We start from the raw sequence: 15,810 nt of genomic DNA on the forward strand, positions 1-15,810 counted from the left end.
AAACGTTCTAAACTATACACTTTGACACCAGTTTACTTTTGGTTCATGACAATCAAGCTCCGGCGGGTCGGCGGGGGATTTTCCACGACCCATTGCCGAGCAATGACGCCGTCCCGCGGTGTCCGTTCCGGTCACGCCGGGAGAAGAACAGGAGAGGGTCATGACCAAGAATTTCATCCGCGCCGCGGCGCTGGCGCTCATGACGGCAACGTCGACGCTGGCCCTGCAGCCGGCGCAGGCCGCCACCGATGCGGCCGCCGTTGTAAAGCACTACACCGTCGTCGCGCACGCCAAGTTCGAAGATGCGCTGATCACCGCTGAGGCGCTCGACAAGGCAATCGACGCGCTGATCGCGACCCCCAGCGAAGCAACGCTGAAGGCGGCGCGCGAAGCCTGGCTCAAGGCCCGCCACCCCTACCAGGAAACGGAAGTCTACCGCTTCGGCAACGCCATCGTTGACGAGTGGGAAGGCAAGGTCAACGCCTGGCCGCTGGACGAAGGCCTGATCGACTATGTCGATCCGAGCTACGGCAGCGAGAGCGACGAGAACGGTCTCTTCACCGCCAACGTGATCGCCAACAAGACGATCAAGATCGACGGCAAGGATGTCGACGCCACCAACATCACGCCGGAACTGCTGGCGGGTACCCTACAGGAAGCAGGCGGCATCGAGGCGAACGTCGCCACGGGCTATCACGCCATCGAATTCCTGCTCTGGGGCCAGGACCTGAACGGCACCAAGGCTGGCGCCGGCAACCGCCCCTACACGGATTACGACACCAAGGCCTGCACCGGCGGCAATTGCGATCGGCGTGGCGCCTATTTGAAGGCTGCATCCGAACTGCTCGTTTCGGACCTGAAGGAAATGGTTGCCAACTGGACGCCGGATGGCGCGGCGACCAAGGCCGTCGAAGCCGATCCGAAGGCTGGCCTGACCGCCATCCTGACCGGCATGGGATCGCTCTCCTATGGCGAGCTTGCAGGCGAGCGCATGAAGCTCGGCATCCTGCTGCATGACCCGGAAGAAGAGCACGACTGCTTCTCCGACAACACCCACAACTCGCACCTGCACGACGCGATCGGCATCCAGTCGGCCTATACCGGCGAATATACCCGCGTCGACGGCACCAAGCTGACCGGCGCCTCGCTTTCCGAACTCGTTGCCACCAAGGACGCGGCACTCGACAAGGAAATGACCAAGGATCTCGCCACCACGGTCGAGAAGATGCAGGCGATGGCCAAGCGCGCCGAAACCGTCGAGGCCTACGACCAGATGATCGGCGAAGGCAATGCCGAGGGCAACGCCACCGTCCAGGCCGCGATCGACGGCCTGATCGCCCAGGCCAAGACCGTGCAGCGCGTCATCGCGTCGCTCGACCTCGGCACGATTGAGCTTGAAGGTTCCGACAGCTTGGATAATCCTAACGCTGTTTTCCAATAAGCTGAAAAGGCGGGCCGCGCCGTTACGGACGCGGCCCGATCCTCAATCGATGAACGCATGCATTGCCCGCTCCCTTCTGCAGTCGCTCCTGGCGCTGTTTCTTGTTGCGGCGGCAGTTCAGGCGTCAGACGATACCTCCGCGCTCAAGCACAAGCGCGACGATCTCTCCGAGGCCGACCTTCGCCGCGTCGAGGCGATCACTGTGCCGGTCACGGATTTCTCCAAGGCAGAACGATACGAGGCGATGTCGGCGGGAGCCGGAACGTCGATCGCCCCGAACGATCAGGACAGCTTCACTCAGTTTTCCGCAAACTTGGCTTTCGAGGATGAAGAGGGATTCAAGCTGGGCGATGCGCTGTTCGAAAAGCTCTGGGTGTCCTCGCCCTCGTCAACCCAGGCGTCCGATGGCCTGGGGCCGCTCTACAATGCAAGGTCCTGCCTCAGCTGCCATCCGCGCGATGGGCGTGGCGGCCCGCCCGAAGGCGCCAGCGACGGCACCTCGATGCTCTACCGGCTCGCCCGGGCGCCGCGCAACGACGGCGAACGGCAGATGCTGGCGACCTACGACATGGCCAATTTCCCCGACCCGATCTACGGCGCGCAGTTGCAGGACAGGGCGGTGCCGGGGCTTGCCGCCGAAGGTCAGATGAAGATGACCTACTCCGAGCTGCCGGTCACGCTGGCGGACGGCGAACTGGTCTTCCTGCGCAAGCCGACCTATGCGGTGCGCGATCTCGCCTACGGCGCCCTTGATCCGACAACGACGCTTTCGCCGCGGGTGGCGCCGCAGATGATCGGATTGGGACTGATCGAGGCGATCCATGAGGCGGATATCCTTTCCCCTGCAGACCCTGATGACGCCGACGGCGACGGCATCAGCGGGCGCGCCTCGCTGGTTCGCGATCGCGCGACCGGAGAAATTGCGCTTGGTCGCTTTGGCTGGAAGGCACAGACCCCGACGGTGCGCCAGCAGACGGCGGATGCCTTCGCCGCCGATATCGGCCTTTCGACCCCGGATCTCGACCGCAGTTTTGGCGACTGCACCGAAGGGCAAACGGCCTGCCTCGGCCTGCCGACCGGCGTCCAGGCGCGTCTCGGCGCGGTCGAGGCTCCGGACCCGGTGCTGGGACTGGTCACCTTCTACTCGGCCAATCTGGCCGTTCCGGCGCGGCGCAAGGCGAGCTTTCCAAAAACCCTGCGCGGCAAGGAGATCTTCTACCAGAGCGGCTGCGCTTCCTGCCACACCCCGAAATACGTGACGCGTCGCGACGCTGCCCACAAGGCACAGGCGTTCCAGCTGATCTGGCCCTATTCCGACTTCCTGCTCCATGACATGGGAGACGGCCTTGCCGATGGCCAGACCGTAGGTATCGCCAATGGCCGCGAATGGCGCACGCCGCCGCTCTGGGGCATCGGACTGACGAAGGCGGTGAGCGGCCATACGTTCCTGCTGCACGACGGGCGGGCCCGCAATTTTACCGAAGCCATTCTGTGGCATGGTGGAGAGGGCGAAAAAGCGCGAGACGCCTTTGCCGCGCTTTCCACACGTGACCGCCGTGACCTCCTCGCATTCCTGGAGTCTCTTTGATGTCTCATATGCCTTCGCTTGCCCTCGGCCTTTGCCTGGCCGCTCTGTCCCTGCCGGCCATGGCGCAGGAGGGAAGCGCGCTGTCGCCCCGTGTCGTCAACGAGGCTGCCGTGCCAGCCGTGATGGCTAGGGCGGTCGACGATTTCATTATCCCCGGCTACCGCAACCTGTCGGACAAGACCGCGCTGCTGACGAAGGCGTCGGCCGCCCTTTGCGAGGTCCCGTCGGCGGCATCGCAGGAGAAAGCGCAAGAAGCATTTTCCGACCTGGTACAGGCCTGGTCGACGGTCGAAATCATCCGTTTGGGGCCGGCGCTCGAGCAGAACCGCTTCGAGCGCTTCCTGTTCTACCCCGACCGCAAGAGCACGGGCCTGAAACAGGTGCAGGCCATTCTTGCCAAGGGCGACGAGACGGCGACCGACGTCGCATCGCTCAAGGGCAAGAGCGTCGCGGCGCAAGGACTGGGCGCACTGGAATACGTGCTCTACGGCAATGGCTCCGATGTGCTGGCGAGCAAGGACGGCGATTTCCGTTGCCGCTACGGCGTGGCGATCTCGCAGAACCTCGACGCCATCGCCAACGAGTTCCTGGCGGAGTGGCAAAAGCCTGAGGGCATCCAGGCCGCCTGGAAAAAGCCGGGCCCTGGAAATCCTCAATTTCGCGACAGCAAGGAGGCGGCAACCGAGCTGCTCGGCATTTTCGTGCACGGCGTCGAGATGGTGAAGGACCAGCGGCTGAAGCCGTTCTATGCCGGAACCGTCGACGGCAAGCAGGACAAGGGACATCCGAAGTCGGCGATCTACTGGCGGTCGGAAAACACCATGCCCTCGATCGCCGCCAACTTCCGCGGCCTGCATACCCTGTTCAAGGTGGCCGACATGGAAAGCCTGCTTCCGAACGACAGCCGCTCGGTCGCCGGGTCGGCAGACTTCGTCTTCAAGTCGGTCATCGGCATCTCGCAGACCATCGACGGTCCGATCGGCGAGGCGATCGCCGATGACAAGAGCCGGGCCAAGCTCGATTTTCTCACGCTCAACACCGCCGATCTTCTCGACCGGCTGAACAAGGATTTCGGCGGTGCCATCGGCCTTGGCGCCGGCTTCTCCTTTGCCGACGGCGACTGAGCAGACAGCCCTTAGCCGAGGCTGTTGACAATCCCCCCGTTTGGGCGCAAAGCGCTCCCGTGTCCGCTCTCGCGGCCACGTTTCACCACAAGGATCAACTTGCAATGAACCCCGACAGTCGAAGTCGAGCCTTCATGCTCACGACCGCTCGGTCCTGATTGATCAGGGCTTCGTGGCGGTCGGATGACTCGCCCTATGGAGCCCAAAATGCTGCGCATCTACAAAAGCCAGAACAGCCATCTCGTGCTCGTCGACATGCTCGACGGCCTTGCCTCTCCGACGCCGGTCATCTGGTTCGACCTGCTCAATCCGTCCGTGGAGGAGACCCGGCTGGTCGAAGGCCAACTCGGCATCGAAATCCCGACCCGGGACGAGATGCAGGAAATCGAGCTGTCCGACCGGCTCTACCAGGAAGACGGCGCGCAGTTCATGACCATGACGGCCGTTGCCAAGCTCGACAGCGACTACCCGGTCAAGGTTCCCGTGACCTTCATCGTCAAGGGCGTGACGCTCGTGACCGTACGCCACGCCGACCCGAAGCCGTTCCAGACCTATGCCAACCGGCTGCAGAAGGCCAACGGCCAAGGCTGCGAAACTGGCGAACTGGCGATGCTGGGGCTTCTCGAAGCGATGATCGACCGCACCGCCGACGCACTCGAGCGGGCCGGCAGCGAGGTCGACGGTATTTCGCGTGAAGTGTTCCGCAAGACCAATGCCAGCGCCACCAAGAAGACACGCGACTTGCAGTCGCTGATCGAGCAGATCGGCCAGAAGGGTGACCTTCTGACGATCATTCGCGAAAGCCTGGTCAGCATCGGTCGGCTGGTCGCCTATCACGTGGCGCTCGAAGGCATCGGTCCGCGCAAGGCGGCCAAGGAAAGCCGGCAGCGGATCAAGTTGATCCAGCGCGATGCGACATCGCTCGGCGACCACGCGCTGTTCCTGTCGAACAAGATCAACTTCTTGCTCGACGCGACGCTCGGCCTGATCAATCTGGAGCAGAACCAGATCATCAAGATATTCTCGGTCGCTGCCGTCGTGTTCCTGCCGCCGACACTGGTCGCCTCGATCTACGGCATGAACTTCGAGGTCATGCCCGAGCTGCAGTGGCAGTTCGGATATCCCTATGCCCTGGCGCTGATGGTGCTTTCGGCGATCGTGCCGTTCCTCTACTTCAAGCGGCGGGGCTGGCTCTGACAGAGTCATCTGCTACATCGTAGCGACAAGGATCGGCGGCGGAATTCCGGTGCCGGTCCGATAAGATGGCAGGCGAGGAATGGCCATGCGCGCCACCACGGGTCTGATCGACCGTCGCAATTTCATCAAGATGGCCGGCGCCGCCTGGGTGGCGACGCTCGGCGCTCGCGGCGCCTTTGCGCTCGAGCGCGCCGACGCGGTCTTTGCCTCCGCTTTCATGGCGCCGGACGGAAGCTATGGCGTTGCCACACTGACCGAGGCCGGCGAGATCGTCGAGCGCACGGCGCTTCCGGCACGCGCCCACGGCATGGCCCATTCAGCCGCCAGCAAACGGACGGTGGCGTTTTCCCGCCGCCCCGGCACCTATGCGATGATCCTTGCGACCGACGGCAGCGCCGAGCCGGTGGTCATCGCGGCCGCCGAGGGCCGGCACTTCTATGGCCATGGCTGCTTTTCTGCCGATGGCCGCCTGCTCTACGCCACCGAAAACGACTTTGCCGCCAATCGCGGCATGATCGGCATCTACGACGGCAGCCGACATTTTGCCCGCATCGGCGAGTTCCCGACCTATGGCATCGGCCCGCATGACATGACGCTTTCCGCCGATGGACGGATGCTGGCCATCGCCAATGGCGGCATCGAGACTCATCCGGATTTCGGCCGCACCAAGCTCAATCTCGACCATATGGAACCGAGCCTGACACTGGTCGACACCGAGACCGGCGCGCTGATCCAAAAACACATACTGCCGGGCGAACTCAACCGTCTCTCCACCCGCCACGTCGATATCGGCCCGAAGGGCGAAATCTGGTTTGCCTGCCAATACGAAGGTGCGCGCGACGACCTGCCGCCGCTCGTCGGCCATTTTTCCCATGGCGAAGATCTCGCCTTCGTGTCGCTGCCCGAAAGCACGACCGAGGCCTTGGCCAATTATGTCGGCGCCATAGCCGTCAACCGCCAGGAGGGATTGATCGGCCTCACCTCGCCCAAGGGTGGCGTTGCCGTGACGCTCGATGCCCGCACGGGTGCGGTGTTGAGGCAAGAGCGCGTGACCGACGCCGCCGGTGTCGCGGCGGCCGAGCATGGTTTTGCCGTGTCGTCCTATGACGGCCGCTTCAAGGACCGTCAAAGCCGTGTCGCCTGGGACCAGCATATCGTCCGGCTCGGCCGGGACTGACGGCCCACGTCACGCGGAGAAGCGACCCTCGCCGGCCAGCTTTGCCAAATTGTCCCATCGATAGGCGGTCTGATCGTGGTTCTCACCGCCGAGGCTGACCTGGCCCTGGCCGACGGCGACCGCCCCCAGGCGTTCGTAAAACGCTCGGTTCGGATTGCTGGAAAGCACCCAGGCAAACAGCGACGCGCCGCCCAGCTCCCGGCAGTGGGCCGCGACGCTGCGCACGAGCGCCGAGCCGATGCCGGCCCCTTGAAACTCCTTGAGGATATAAAGCGCATAGAGTTCGCGGTCGAAGCGCGGCGGCATCGAGCGGGCCTTTCCATAATTGGCAAAGCCGATCACCCGGTTCGTGCTCATGTCGACCGCGACCAGGTGGAAAACGTCGACAACGCGCATGCGCCGGGCATGGCGCAACGCCTGTTCCTCGATGCTCATGGCATCGAGGAAGGCATCGGAAATCAGCCCGCGAAACGTCGATCGCCAGGTTTCGACGATGACGGAAGCGATCATCATGATGTCATCAGGACCGGCCGGCCGGATGTCGATGCGTCGGAAGCTTTTCATGGCAGAGATATAGGTGGCGCATGGTCGCTTCGAAACAGCAGCCCCCGCTGGAAAGCGCATCAGGGCACTCTATCTGTCGACGCCATGAACAGACCCCTCGTCTACACAGTCTTCATCGCTGCCGTTCTCGGTCTCGGGCTTCTCATCGGCTACAACAACATCCCCGGCGAATGGTACCAGTCACTGGCAAAGCCGGTCTTCAATCCACCCAACTGGATCTTCGCCCCGGTCTGGTCGGTGCTCTACGTGATGATCGGCATCGTCGGCGCCCGGCTGTTTCTTGACCATCGCCGTACCGCCGCGATGCGATTGTGGCTCGCGCAGATGATCTTCAACTTCCTGTGGTCGCCGCTGTTCTTCGGCCTGCAGGACATCGCGTCGGCACTGATTGTCATCATCGCGCTGCTGATCGCAGTCGCCGGTGTCATCGTCGCAAGCTGGCAAAGAGACCGCGCTTCGGCCTTGCTCTTCCTGCCCTATCTCGCCTGGGTGGCATTCGCGACCGTACTCAACGGCTCGATTTTCCTCATGAATTGAGCTTGTCGCACTGGTGCGGCCGTGCCACTGTCCGTCGATCGATATGGGAGGCAATCGGGCCTGCCGCGACAGCCAGGGCCGTACAGACTGATGGACGACAGCGATCCCCCAGATTTCCGCAGGCGCATAAGGGAAAGCTTCGCACGGCAGGCGGCCATGGAAACGATCGGCGCAGAACTGACGCTGGTCGAGCAGGGTACCGTCGAGATCGAGCTGCCCTTTGACGAAAAGCTGACGCAGCAGCACGGCTTCCTGCATGCGGGCGTGATCTCCGCCGCGCTCGATTCGGCCGGCACCTATGCCGCCTATTCCGTCATCGACCCCGACGCCTCTATCCTGACGATCGAATTCAAGGTCAACCTGCTGTCGCCGGGGCGCGGCGAGCGCTTCCTGTTTCGCGGCGAGGTCACCAAGCCCGGCACGACGATCATCGTCTCCGACGGGCGCGGCTACGCCATCCGCTCGGACGGGCCGGCCAAGCTGATCGCCTCGATGACCGGCACGATGATGGTCATCCGCGGACGCGAGGGTATCGAAGGATGAAGGTCGAAATGAAGGACGTCGCCGGCCGCAAGGTTCTCTATGTCATGGCTGTCGATGCCGAGTACGGTCCTCATCTCAAGGCACGGATCGCGCCGCTGATGACCGGCGTCGGACCGGTCGAGGCCGCAGTCACGCTGACGAAGACGCTGGCAGGCCTTGCCTCCAAAGACACTCTGCCTGATCTCGTCGTCTCGCTCGGTTCGGCGGGTGCGGCCAAGCTTGAACAGACCGAAGTCTATCAGGCGACATCGGTCGGCTACCGCGACATGGACGCCTCGGTGCTCGGTTTCGAGAAAGGCGCGACGCCGTTTCTCGACCTTCCCGCCGTCGTTTCGCTGCCGCTGCGCATTCCTGGGATCAAGGAGGCCCGGCTTTCGACCGGCGCCAACATCGTCTCCGGCACCGCCTATGACGGCATCGACGCCGACATGGTGGAAATGGAGACCTATGCGGTGCTACGCGCCTGCCAGTCTTTCGGCGTGCCGCTCATCGCGCTTCGCGGCATTTCCGACGGTAAGGCGGAACTCAAGCACGTCAACGACTGGACGGAATATCTAGATGTCATCGACGAGAAGCTCGCCGGCGTCATCGACAGGCTTGAGACAGCGATCGGCACGGGCGAAATCCGGCTCTGAAAGCCCGGAATTGTCGGGGTGCAATCTAATCGTTGCGCAGAGGACGGGCTTTGATTAAAGGCTCGCCATGATCAAGCTTGTTTGAAGGCCCGACATGACCCAGACAGCCCATCCCGACACCGTTCTCATCGTCGATTTCGGCAGCCAGGTGACGCAGCTCATCGCCCGGCGCGTGCGCGAATCCGGTGTTTATTGCGAAATCGTGCCGTTCCAGTCGGCGGACGAAGGTTTTCAGCGGCTAAAGCCGAAGGCCGTCATCCTCTCCGGCAGCCCGGCTTCCACCCTCGACATCGGCTCGCCGCGCGCGCCTTCGATGATCTTCGATTCCGGCCTGCCGGTCTTCGGCATCTGTTACGGCCAGCAAACCATGTGCGCCCAGCTGGGCGGCAAGGTCGAGAGCGGCCATCACCGCGAATTCGGCCGCGCCTTCCTCGAAGTCGAGAAGGACTGCGCGCTGTTCGACGGCGTCTGGTCGCTCGGCTCGCGCCACCAGGTCTGGATGTCGCATGGCGACCGCGTCACGGCGATCCCCGAAGGCTTCGAGGTCGTGGCGACATCCGCCAACGCCCCCTTTGCCTTCATTGCCGACGAGAAGCGCAAGTACTACGCCGTGCAGTTCCACCCGGAAGTGGTGCACACGCCCGACGGCGCCAAGCTGATCGCCAACTTCGTGCACAAGATCGCCGGCATCAAGGGCGACTGGTCGATGTCGGCCTACCGCGCCAAGGCCGTGGACGCGATCCGCAAACAGGTCGGCGACAAGAAGGTGATCTGCGCGCTTTCCGGCGGCGTCGACAGCTCGGTCGCAGCGCTCCTGATCCACGAGGCAGTCGGCGACCAGCTGACCTGCATCCTCGTCGACCATGGCCTGATGCGCAAGGACGAGGCGAAGAACGTCGTCGCCATGTTTGAAGAGCACTATAATCTGCACCTGCTGCACGTCGACGCTTCCGACCGCTTCATCGGCGAACTGGAAGGCCAAAGCGATCCGGAAACCAAGCGCAAGATCATCGGCCGCCTGTTCATCGAGGTGTTCGAGGAAGAGGCAAAGAAGCTCGGCGGCGCGGATTTCCTTGCCCAGGGCACGCTTTATCCCGACGTCATCGAAAGCGTTTCCTTCACCGGCGGCCCGTCGGTGACGATCAAGTCGCACCACAATGTCGGCGGCCTGCCGGAACGCATGAACATGCAGCTGGTCGAGCCGCTGCGCGAGCTGTTCAAGGACGAAGTCCGGGTGCTCGGCCGCGAACTCGGCCTGCCCGACAGCTTCATCGGCCGCCACCCGTTCCCCGGACCGGGCCTTGCCATCCGTTGCCCTGGTGGCATCAGCCGCGAGAAGCTCGAGATCCTGCGCGAAGCCGACGCGATCTATCTCGACGAAATCCGCAAGGCCGGCCTCTACGACGCCATCTGGCAGGCGTTTGCCGTGCTGCTGCCGGTCCAGACCGTCGGCGTCATGGGCGACGGCCGCACTTACGAGTTCGTCTGTGCGCTGCGGGCCGTCACCTCGGTCGACGGCATGACCGCCGACTTCTACCACTACGACATGGAATTCCTCGGCCGTGCGGCAACGCGCATCATCAACGAGGTCCGTGGCATCAACCGCGTGGTCTACGACGTCACGTCGAAGCCGCCCGGCACGATCGAGTGGGAATAACGGGCAATCGGCGGCAATAGCGTAGCTTTGGGCGGCGATTTTCTCGCCCGCGCTGCTGCAAGCCGTCTATTCCTCACGTGCGCCGAGCGCCATGATGGCGCTGTCCGGTCGATTAGTCCAACCGCACCCAATCGATGGCTTCGAGCACATACGGCGCGAACAGGAAGTCCCGGATCTGGATGATCCGGCTTTCCGACCAGCCGATCAGGACGAAATGTGCAGGCCGTTCCGTCGAGCCGGTGCTGTCGAACACCAGCATGGCCGGCTGTCCTTCAACCGCGCCGAAGGCGAACCGCCACTTCGTCACTTCGCCATAGCGGGTAAAATAGTGGCCGATCCTGTCGCGTCCTTCGAGTTGCAGCCGGTTTACCAGATCGAGCTTCACGTCATCGGCGAGCATGGCGCGAATTGCGTCGAAATCACCGCTCTGAAAGAGACGGACATAGGCGGTCATCTTCCGCCGGTCCGGCTCTGACATCAGCGGCAGCCTGATATCGTCGGGTGCCTGCGCAAGTTCCCGGAGTGCAACGCGCCCGCGCTGTAGCGCCGATTTGGCGGCGGCGGGCGAGCAGCCCGCGATCCCGGCGATCTCGTCGATCGAATGACCCAGGACATCCTTGAGGATCACCGCGCAGCGCTGAAGTTCAGGCAGCCGCAGAAACGTCTGGAAGCTGAACGCGACGATTTCCGCCTCAGGGATGGGCGCCGCCTCGACGTCTTCGGTGAGCGAGACGACCGTGTTGCGCGACCGCTCGCGCAGGAAATCGAGGCTCGTGTTGTGGGCGATGCGAAACAGCCAGCCCTCGAGACTATCGACCTCGACTCCTTGGGCTCGTGCGTTGAGCGCCTTGACGAGCGTATCCTGCAAGACATCCTCGCCATTGACCGCCGATCCCGTCATGCGCGCGCAGTAGCGATGAAGGCGTGGTCTGAGCGCATTCAGACGGTCCTCGAAATGGTCGGTATTCATGCACCAAGACCTCCGGCGCTTGCCCGCTCCGCCTGGGACTGGGCGCTGATTTCGATCAGTATCTTCGACAGCTTGGCCGGTTGTGACAGGAATGGCGAGTGGCTGGTCTCCAAAGTGTGGGTCGTCGTCTTGCCGCCGATGGCAACGTCTACGGTCGCAATCATGTGATCCTGACCGGCCAACGGAACCGCGCGGTCCTGTGTGGTGCGGATGTAGTGGCGCGGCACGGTGCCAAATCCTTCCGGCGTAATGGCCGATGGAGCCACGGCGCCGGCATTCGATTCGTCGTAGTGAAGATGCAGCGCCGCCTGCGCGAATTCCACCTCCGGCACGTCGCCATAAAACGAAGCCTTGAGAAGCGATCGATAGGCGACGTCTGTCGATCGCGGATTGATCCTTGTCGCACCGATGCCGACGGGGTCGCCCACGAACAACCCGGGCGACAGGGCCGAAGACATGGTTTCGTGTTGCAGCATCGCCAGCAACGGCATGCCGTTCGGCACCATGAACCCGGCGATATAAACGACTGCGAGAAGCTGGTCCGGAACCCTTTCGGCGACCGCCGAAATCGTCATCCCGCCGGCCGAGTGCCCGACCAGGATGACCTTGCCGCCGCCGAGGGCCGCGGCCTCTTTTACCAGCTCGACAACCGCTTCCGTCCGCTCCAGCTGCGTAATGCCGGCGCTGGGTGACGGCTCCGTGGCAAAAGCAATGGGGTCGAACGGACGAAGGCCGAGCGACGGTGGGGCTATGGCATTGACCCCCGCGCCGGGAAGGTCGAGCGTCAAGGCCGAAAAGCCATTGGCTTCAAGTATCGGCGTCACCTTGTCCCATGTCGAGCGGTCGTGCCAACCGCCATGGATCAGGACAAAAACTGCTTTGGTCACTGCCATTCCCTCAGTCCCCTTTACTCTGACCTTACGATATTTGCGGCCTGTGCAAGCGGCCAACTGCCAGCGTCGGTTCAAACTTCCCTGTCGTCGAAAAGGAACATTTCAACACCAGAGTCGTCAGGCGCAAAAAGTCGTCGATCCGCCGCAGCGGCCTGACCTTCCGGGCTTGCAAACGCCTTGTTGATCGCCGCAAGGTCGTCGAAATGCAGCGTTCCAATGCGATGAATTTTGGACGTTCCGACTGGCCTTGCGATCGGGCCGTCGCTGACCTCGTATTTCCTGAGCCCAGGGATCTTCTTGGCGAGAGGCACGTGGATCTCGAAATAATGCTGGTCGAACGCCTCGACATTATCAGGTGTTGGGTAAATCACGACCATGCGGGCCATTGCGATTCCTCCGTTGTTTCGGTGTGTGCCAAGCCTCACCGGGTTTCGCCAAACACCGCCGAGCCGATGATCGAATCGAGGCTCGCCAGCTCAAGGATCTCAGGGAAGTAGGCTTTCATGCGCGGGTCGCTGCGCATCGCCTCGACCGCTGCAGGGGTCTCCCACTCGGAGTAGATGACGACGCCGGTGCCGTCATTTGCCGCGATCAACCGGGTCGTCTTCCAGCCTTCAAGCGTGCGGACAACCGTGTCGGTGTTCAGCTTCAGGAGCGCGATCAGCGCATCCTGCTTCCCGGGTTTGACCTTCAGCAGATTGATCAAAATGACTGACTCGTCGGACATGGCATGTCTCCTTTTTGTTTCGAACACATCAAGGACGACCGGAAGGGTGAAAACGGATCGCGACGTTTGAAAATTTTGGGAAATGGTTCTCTGCGGAGCGGGGCCTGCTGACTGAAATAAGCAGTCCAAGCCATCGCCACAACAACGGAAGAGCCGTAGCCTTACCTGACAAAAAACAATAGTGTTGACTAATTAATCAGTATGCACTAATTGTTTTGTCATGATTGAAACCGCACCCATCACCGCCGTCATGCGCGCCCTTGCCGATCCGACCCGGCGTGCCGTGTTCGAGCGCATCGCCAATGCCGACGAGATCACAGTGGTCGAACTGACGCGCGGCAGCGGCGTGACGCAGGGTGCCATTTCGCAGCATCTCAAGTCATTGAAGCAGGCGGGCCTCGTCAGCGAGCGTCCCGAAGGCCGCAACGTCTATTACCGCGCTGAGCCCGAAGGCCTCGAGCCGCTTGTCGACTGGATGAGCCATTACGGCGCCTTCTGGCGCGAACGGTTTGCAAACCTCCGCACTCTCTTGAAGGAGATCGATCCATGAATGAAGTAGTGTTGCAGCCCCACACGCAGGACATCGTGGTAGACGAGGTCTTCCCCCACGCCCCCGAGACGATCTGGAAAACCTTGACGAGCGGCGCCTTGATAAGCCGCTGGATGATGGTTGCGACAGGCTTCGAGCCGGTCGAAGGCAACCGCTTCACCTTCCAGACCACGCCGGCCGGCGAATGGGATGGCGTCATCCACTGCCGGGTGCTGGAGGTGAAACCGAACGAGCGGTTCGTCTACGCCTGGAAAGGCGGGCACGAGGCCAATGCCGGCTATGGCTCGCGTCTTGACACGGTCGTTACATGGACCCTGTCCAGGGTCCACAACGGCACGCGCCTTCGCCTCGTTCATTCCGGCTTCGTGACGCCGAGAAACGACACCGCCTTCAAGAACATGAGCGAAGGTTGGAAGAAGGTTCTGACGCGGATCGGCACCGTGACCGAAGGGCAGGACTGAGACGACACCCAAAGCCTGACGCGGGCGCCGTGCCCGCGTCCTTGACGCGCCCGGTTCGGCAAGCGCCGTAGCGCCATCACGAACACAAGCAAAACAACTGATTGCGATGCCCGACCATCGAGCACGCTCGATGACGTACGCGTTGCCGTCCCCAGAGCCCAAGGAGCAATGACATGAGCAAGCCCTATACCGGTGGATGCGCCTGCGGCGCGATCCGTTACGAGATCTCTGGAGAACCGGTTTTCTCAAACGATTGTCAGTGTCGCGACTGCCAGAGCGAGAGCGGCACCGGACACGGATCGCACCTGACCTTCAGGCGAGACGGCGTGAAGCTCGAAGGCAAGGCGACGCTGTGGGACATGGTCGCCGATAGCGGCAACGTGAAGACCCGGGCCTTTTGTCCCACCTGCGGTTCGCCCGTCTATATGACCTTTGCCGCAATGCCCGAATTCTTCACCGTGCGCGCGGCGAGCCTCGACGATCCGAGTCGCTACAAGCCCCAGGTCGTCACCTATGGATCACGCGGCTACGCTTGGGACCACCTCGACCCGACGCTGCCGAAGTTTGACAAGATGCCGCCGATGTAAAGACCAGGCGAACGGACATCGAAGTTTTCCAGGGCGCGCCGTCGCGCGCCCTACCCCATCCCCATCGCGTAGCAACCGAGCAAATGCGCCATGCCGCGTTCGGTATTGCCGAACAGTAGATCCGCCTTCTGGCGGCTAGTTCGAACAGATCACGCCTGTCATCTTCTCTCCATCGAAACGCCAATCGGCGCACACCGAAAAAACAGGAGAGACCAATGCTTCGTTCCCTCATCACCGGCGCAGCCATAGCCTTCGCCGTCCCGGCACTCGCCGACGTTCAGCCCTATCCGGCGACGTTTACAACGGAAACCATCGCCACCAACGGCACGACCCTGCATGTGCGCGTCGGCGGTTCGGGGGCCGACCGTCGTGCTGCTGCACGGCTACGGCGAGACCGACGACATGTGGGCGCCGCTTGCTGCCGAGCTTGTCCGCGATCACCGCGTCATCGTGCCCGATCTCAGGGGCATGGGGCTCTCGGACAAGCCGGCGACCGGCTATGACAAGAAGACAGAAGCGCAGGATATCGCCGGCGTGCTCGACGCGTTGAAGGCCGACAAGGTCGACGTGGTGGCACACGATATCGGCAACATGGTCGGTTACGCCTTTGCCGCCCAGTATCCGACACGAACGACAAAGCTGGTGCTGATGGACGCGCCGCTTCCCGGCGTCGGCCCGTGGGAAGAGATCCTGAAGAACCCGCTGCTGTGGCACTTCCGTTTCGGCGGGCCTGACATGGAGCGCTTGGTGGCCGGCCGCGAGCGCATCTACCTCGACCGCTTCTGGAACGAATTCTCCGCCGATCCGAAGAAGTGGAACGAGGCCTCGCGCGAACACTACGCCAAGCTCTATGCCCAGCCGGGCGCGATGCGGGCGGGCTTCGCCCAGTTCGCCGCCTTCGATCAGGACGCGATCGACAACCAGGCCTTCCTGAAACAGGGCAAGCTCGGCATGCCTGTCCTGGCCGTCGGCGGCGAAAAATCCTTCGGCCCGACAATGGCCGTCGTAACCCGCTTTGCCGCCAACAATGTCACCGAGGTGGTCATTCCCGCTTCCGGCCATTGGTTGATGGAGGAACAGCCCGAAGCGACGGTGAAGGCGATCCGCAGCTTTCTCGACGCGGAATGATCGAGGGTGCCTACGAAGCGGCCATTGACCA

17 protein-coding genes and 1 pseudogene are annotated in these 15,810 nt (G+C 62.6%); 13 read left to right on the forward strand and 5 right to left on the reverse strand.

The window, feature by feature from the left end:
• Nucleotides 1-160: 160 nt before the first annotated feature.
• From ASD00_RS01670 to ASD00_RS01690, 5 genes are all read left to right on the forward strand, one after another.
• Nucleotides 161-1,441 (forward strand): imelysin family protein, encoded by a 1,281-nt coding sequence (locus ASD00_RS01670; RefSeq protein WP_025425601.1) that lies wholly within the window; start codon nucleotides 161-163, stop codon nucleotides 1,439-1,441.
• 49 nt (nucleotides 1,442-1,490) lie between these two features.
• Nucleotides 1,491-3,029 (forward strand): di-heme oxidoredictase family protein, encoded by a 1,539-nt coding sequence (locus tag ASD00_RS01675; RefSeq protein ID WP_057204317.1) that lies wholly within the window; start codon nucleotides 1,491-1,493, stop codon nucleotides 3,027-3,029.
• On the forward strand, nucleotides 3,029-4,153 hold the full coding sequence (locus ASD00_RS01680; RefSeq protein ID WP_025425599.1) for an imelysin family protein: 1,125 nt from the start codon (nucleotides 3,029-3,031) through the stop codon (nucleotides 4,151-4,153). The genes ASD00_RS01675 and ASD00_RS01680 overlap by 1 nt, the downstream gene beginning before the upstream one ends.
• A 207-nt stretch (nucleotides 4,154-4,360) precedes the next feature.
• The gene (locus ASD00_RS01685; protein WP_025425598.1) at nucleotides 4,361-5,350 is read left to right on the forward strand and encodes a magnesium transporter CorA family protein; all 990 of its coding nucleotides are present in this window, start codon (nucleotides 4,361-4,363) and stop codon (nucleotides 5,348-5,350) included.
• Between the two features lie 85 nt (nucleotides 5,351-5,435).
• On the forward strand, nucleotides 5,436-6,527 hold the full coding sequence (locus ASD00_RS01690) for a DUF1513 domain-containing protein (protein WP_025425597.1): 1,092 nt from the start codon (nucleotides 5,436-5,438) through the stop codon (nucleotides 6,525-6,527).
• Nucleotides 6,528-6,536: 9 nt separating this feature from the next.
• Here ASD00_RS01690 and ASD00_RS01695 read toward each other — a convergent pair whose 3' ends face one another.
• Nucleotides 6,537-7,091: a GNAT family N-acetyltransferase gene (locus ASD00_RS01695; RefSeq protein ID WP_025425596.1), complete on the reverse strand. Its 555-nt coding sequence runs from the start codon at nucleotides 7,089-7,091 to the stop codon at nucleotides 6,537-6,539.
• A gap of 84 nt (nucleotides 7,092-7,175) precedes the next feature.
• Between ASD00_RS01695 and ASD00_RS01700 the strand changes: the two genes are divergently transcribed.
• From ASD00_RS01700 to guaA, 4 genes are all read left to right on the forward strand, one after another.
• Nucleotides 7,176-7,628, forward strand: a complete 453-nt coding sequence (locus ASD00_RS01700) for a TspO/MBR family protein (protein WP_025425595.1) — start codon at nucleotides 7,176-7,178, stop codon at nucleotides 7,626-7,628.
• Between the two features lie 90 nt (nucleotides 7,629-7,718).
• Nucleotides 7,719-8,171, forward strand: a complete 453-nt coding sequence (locus ASD00_RS01705) for a PaaI family thioesterase (RefSeq protein ID WP_025425594.1) — start codon at nucleotides 7,719-7,721, stop codon at nucleotides 8,169-8,171.
• Nucleotides 8,168-8,806: a 5'-methylthioadenosine/S-adenosylhomocysteine nucleosidase gene (locus tag ASD00_RS01710; protein WP_025425593.1), complete on the forward strand. Its 639-nt coding sequence runs from the start codon at nucleotides 8,168-8,170 to the stop codon at nucleotides 8,804-8,806. Before ASD00_RS01705 ends, ASD00_RS01710 begins: the two co-directional genes overlap by 4 nt.
• A 94-nt stretch (nucleotides 8,807-8,900) precedes the next feature.
• Entirely contained in the window at nucleotides 8,901-10,463 is a 1,563-nt protein-coding gene (guaA, locus tag ASD00_RS01715; RefSeq protein ID WP_025425592.1) for a glutamine-hydrolyzing GMP synthase, read from the forward strand.
• 112 nt (nucleotides 10,464-10,575) lie between these two features.
• On the opposite strand, the gene ASD00_RS01720 is transcribed toward guaA, so the two are convergent.
• The 4 genes from ASD00_RS01720 to ASD00_RS01735 all read right to left on the reverse strand — a co-directional run bounded on the left by ASD00_RS01720 (nucleotide 10,576) and on the right by ASD00_RS01735 (nucleotide 13,053).
• Nucleotides 10,576-11,433, reverse strand: coding sequence for a sigma-70 family RNA polymerase sigma factor (locus ASD00_RS01720; RefSeq protein WP_025425591.1), 858 nt, complete (start codon nucleotides 11,431-11,433; stop codon nucleotides 10,576-10,578).
• Nucleotides 11,430-12,326, reverse strand: coding sequence for an alpha/beta fold hydrolase (locus tag ASD00_RS01725; protein ID WP_025425590.1), 897 nt, complete (start codon nucleotides 12,324-12,326; stop codon nucleotides 11,430-11,432). Before ASD00_RS01725 ends, ASD00_RS01720 begins: the two co-directional genes overlap by 4 nt.
• Nucleotides 12,327-12,397: 71 nt before the next feature.
• Nucleotides 12,398-12,712, reverse strand: a complete 315-nt coding sequence (locus ASD00_RS01730) for an EthD family reductase (protein ID WP_025425589.1) — start codon at nucleotides 12,710-12,712, stop codon at nucleotides 12,398-12,400.
• A 35-nt stretch (nucleotides 12,713-12,747) separates the two neighbouring features.
• A complete protein-coding gene (locus tag ASD00_RS01735; protein ID WP_025425588.1) occupies nucleotides 12,748-13,053 on the reverse strand; it encodes an antibiotic biosynthesis monooxygenase family protein in 306 nt (101 codons plus the stop codon).
• 220 nt (nucleotides 13,054-13,273) lie between these two features.
• Between ASD00_RS01735 and ASD00_RS01740 the strand changes: the two genes are divergently transcribed.
• The 4 genes and pseudogenes from ASD00_RS01740 to ASD00_RS01755 all read left to right on the forward strand — a co-directional run bounded on the left by ASD00_RS01740 (nucleotide 13,274) and on the right by ASD00_RS01755 (nucleotide 15,779).
• Nucleotides 13,274-13,603, forward strand: coding sequence for a metalloregulator ArsR/SmtB family transcription factor (locus tag ASD00_RS01740; protein WP_025425587.1), 330 nt, complete (start codon nucleotides 13,274-13,276; stop codon nucleotides 13,601-13,603).
• On the forward strand, nucleotides 13,600-14,064 hold the full coding sequence (locus tag ASD00_RS01745) for an SRPBCC domain-containing protein (RefSeq protein WP_025425586.1): 465 nt from the start codon (nucleotides 13,600-13,602) through the stop codon (nucleotides 14,062-14,064). Before ASD00_RS01740 ends, ASD00_RS01745 begins: the two co-directional genes overlap by 4 nt.
• Before the next feature lie 173 nt (nucleotides 14,065-14,237).
• Nucleotides 14,238-14,651, forward strand: a complete 414-nt coding sequence (locus tag ASD00_RS01750; RefSeq protein WP_025425585.1) for a GFA family protein — start codon at nucleotides 14,238-14,240, stop codon at nucleotides 14,649-14,651.
• A 215-nt stretch (nucleotides 14,652-14,866) separates the two neighbouring features.
• Nucleotides 14,867-15,779 (forward strand): annotated as a pseudogene (locus ASD00_RS01755) (alpha/beta hydrolase).
• The last annotated feature ends 31 nt before the right edge of the window (nucleotides 15,780-15,810 follow it).

The sequence above is a fragment of the Ensifer sp. Root31 genome (genome assembly GCF_001424825.1).
GTDB classification, from domain to species: domain Bacteria; phylum Pseudomonadota; class Alphaproteobacteria; order Rhizobiales; family Rhizobiaceae; genus Ensifer; species Ensifer canadensis.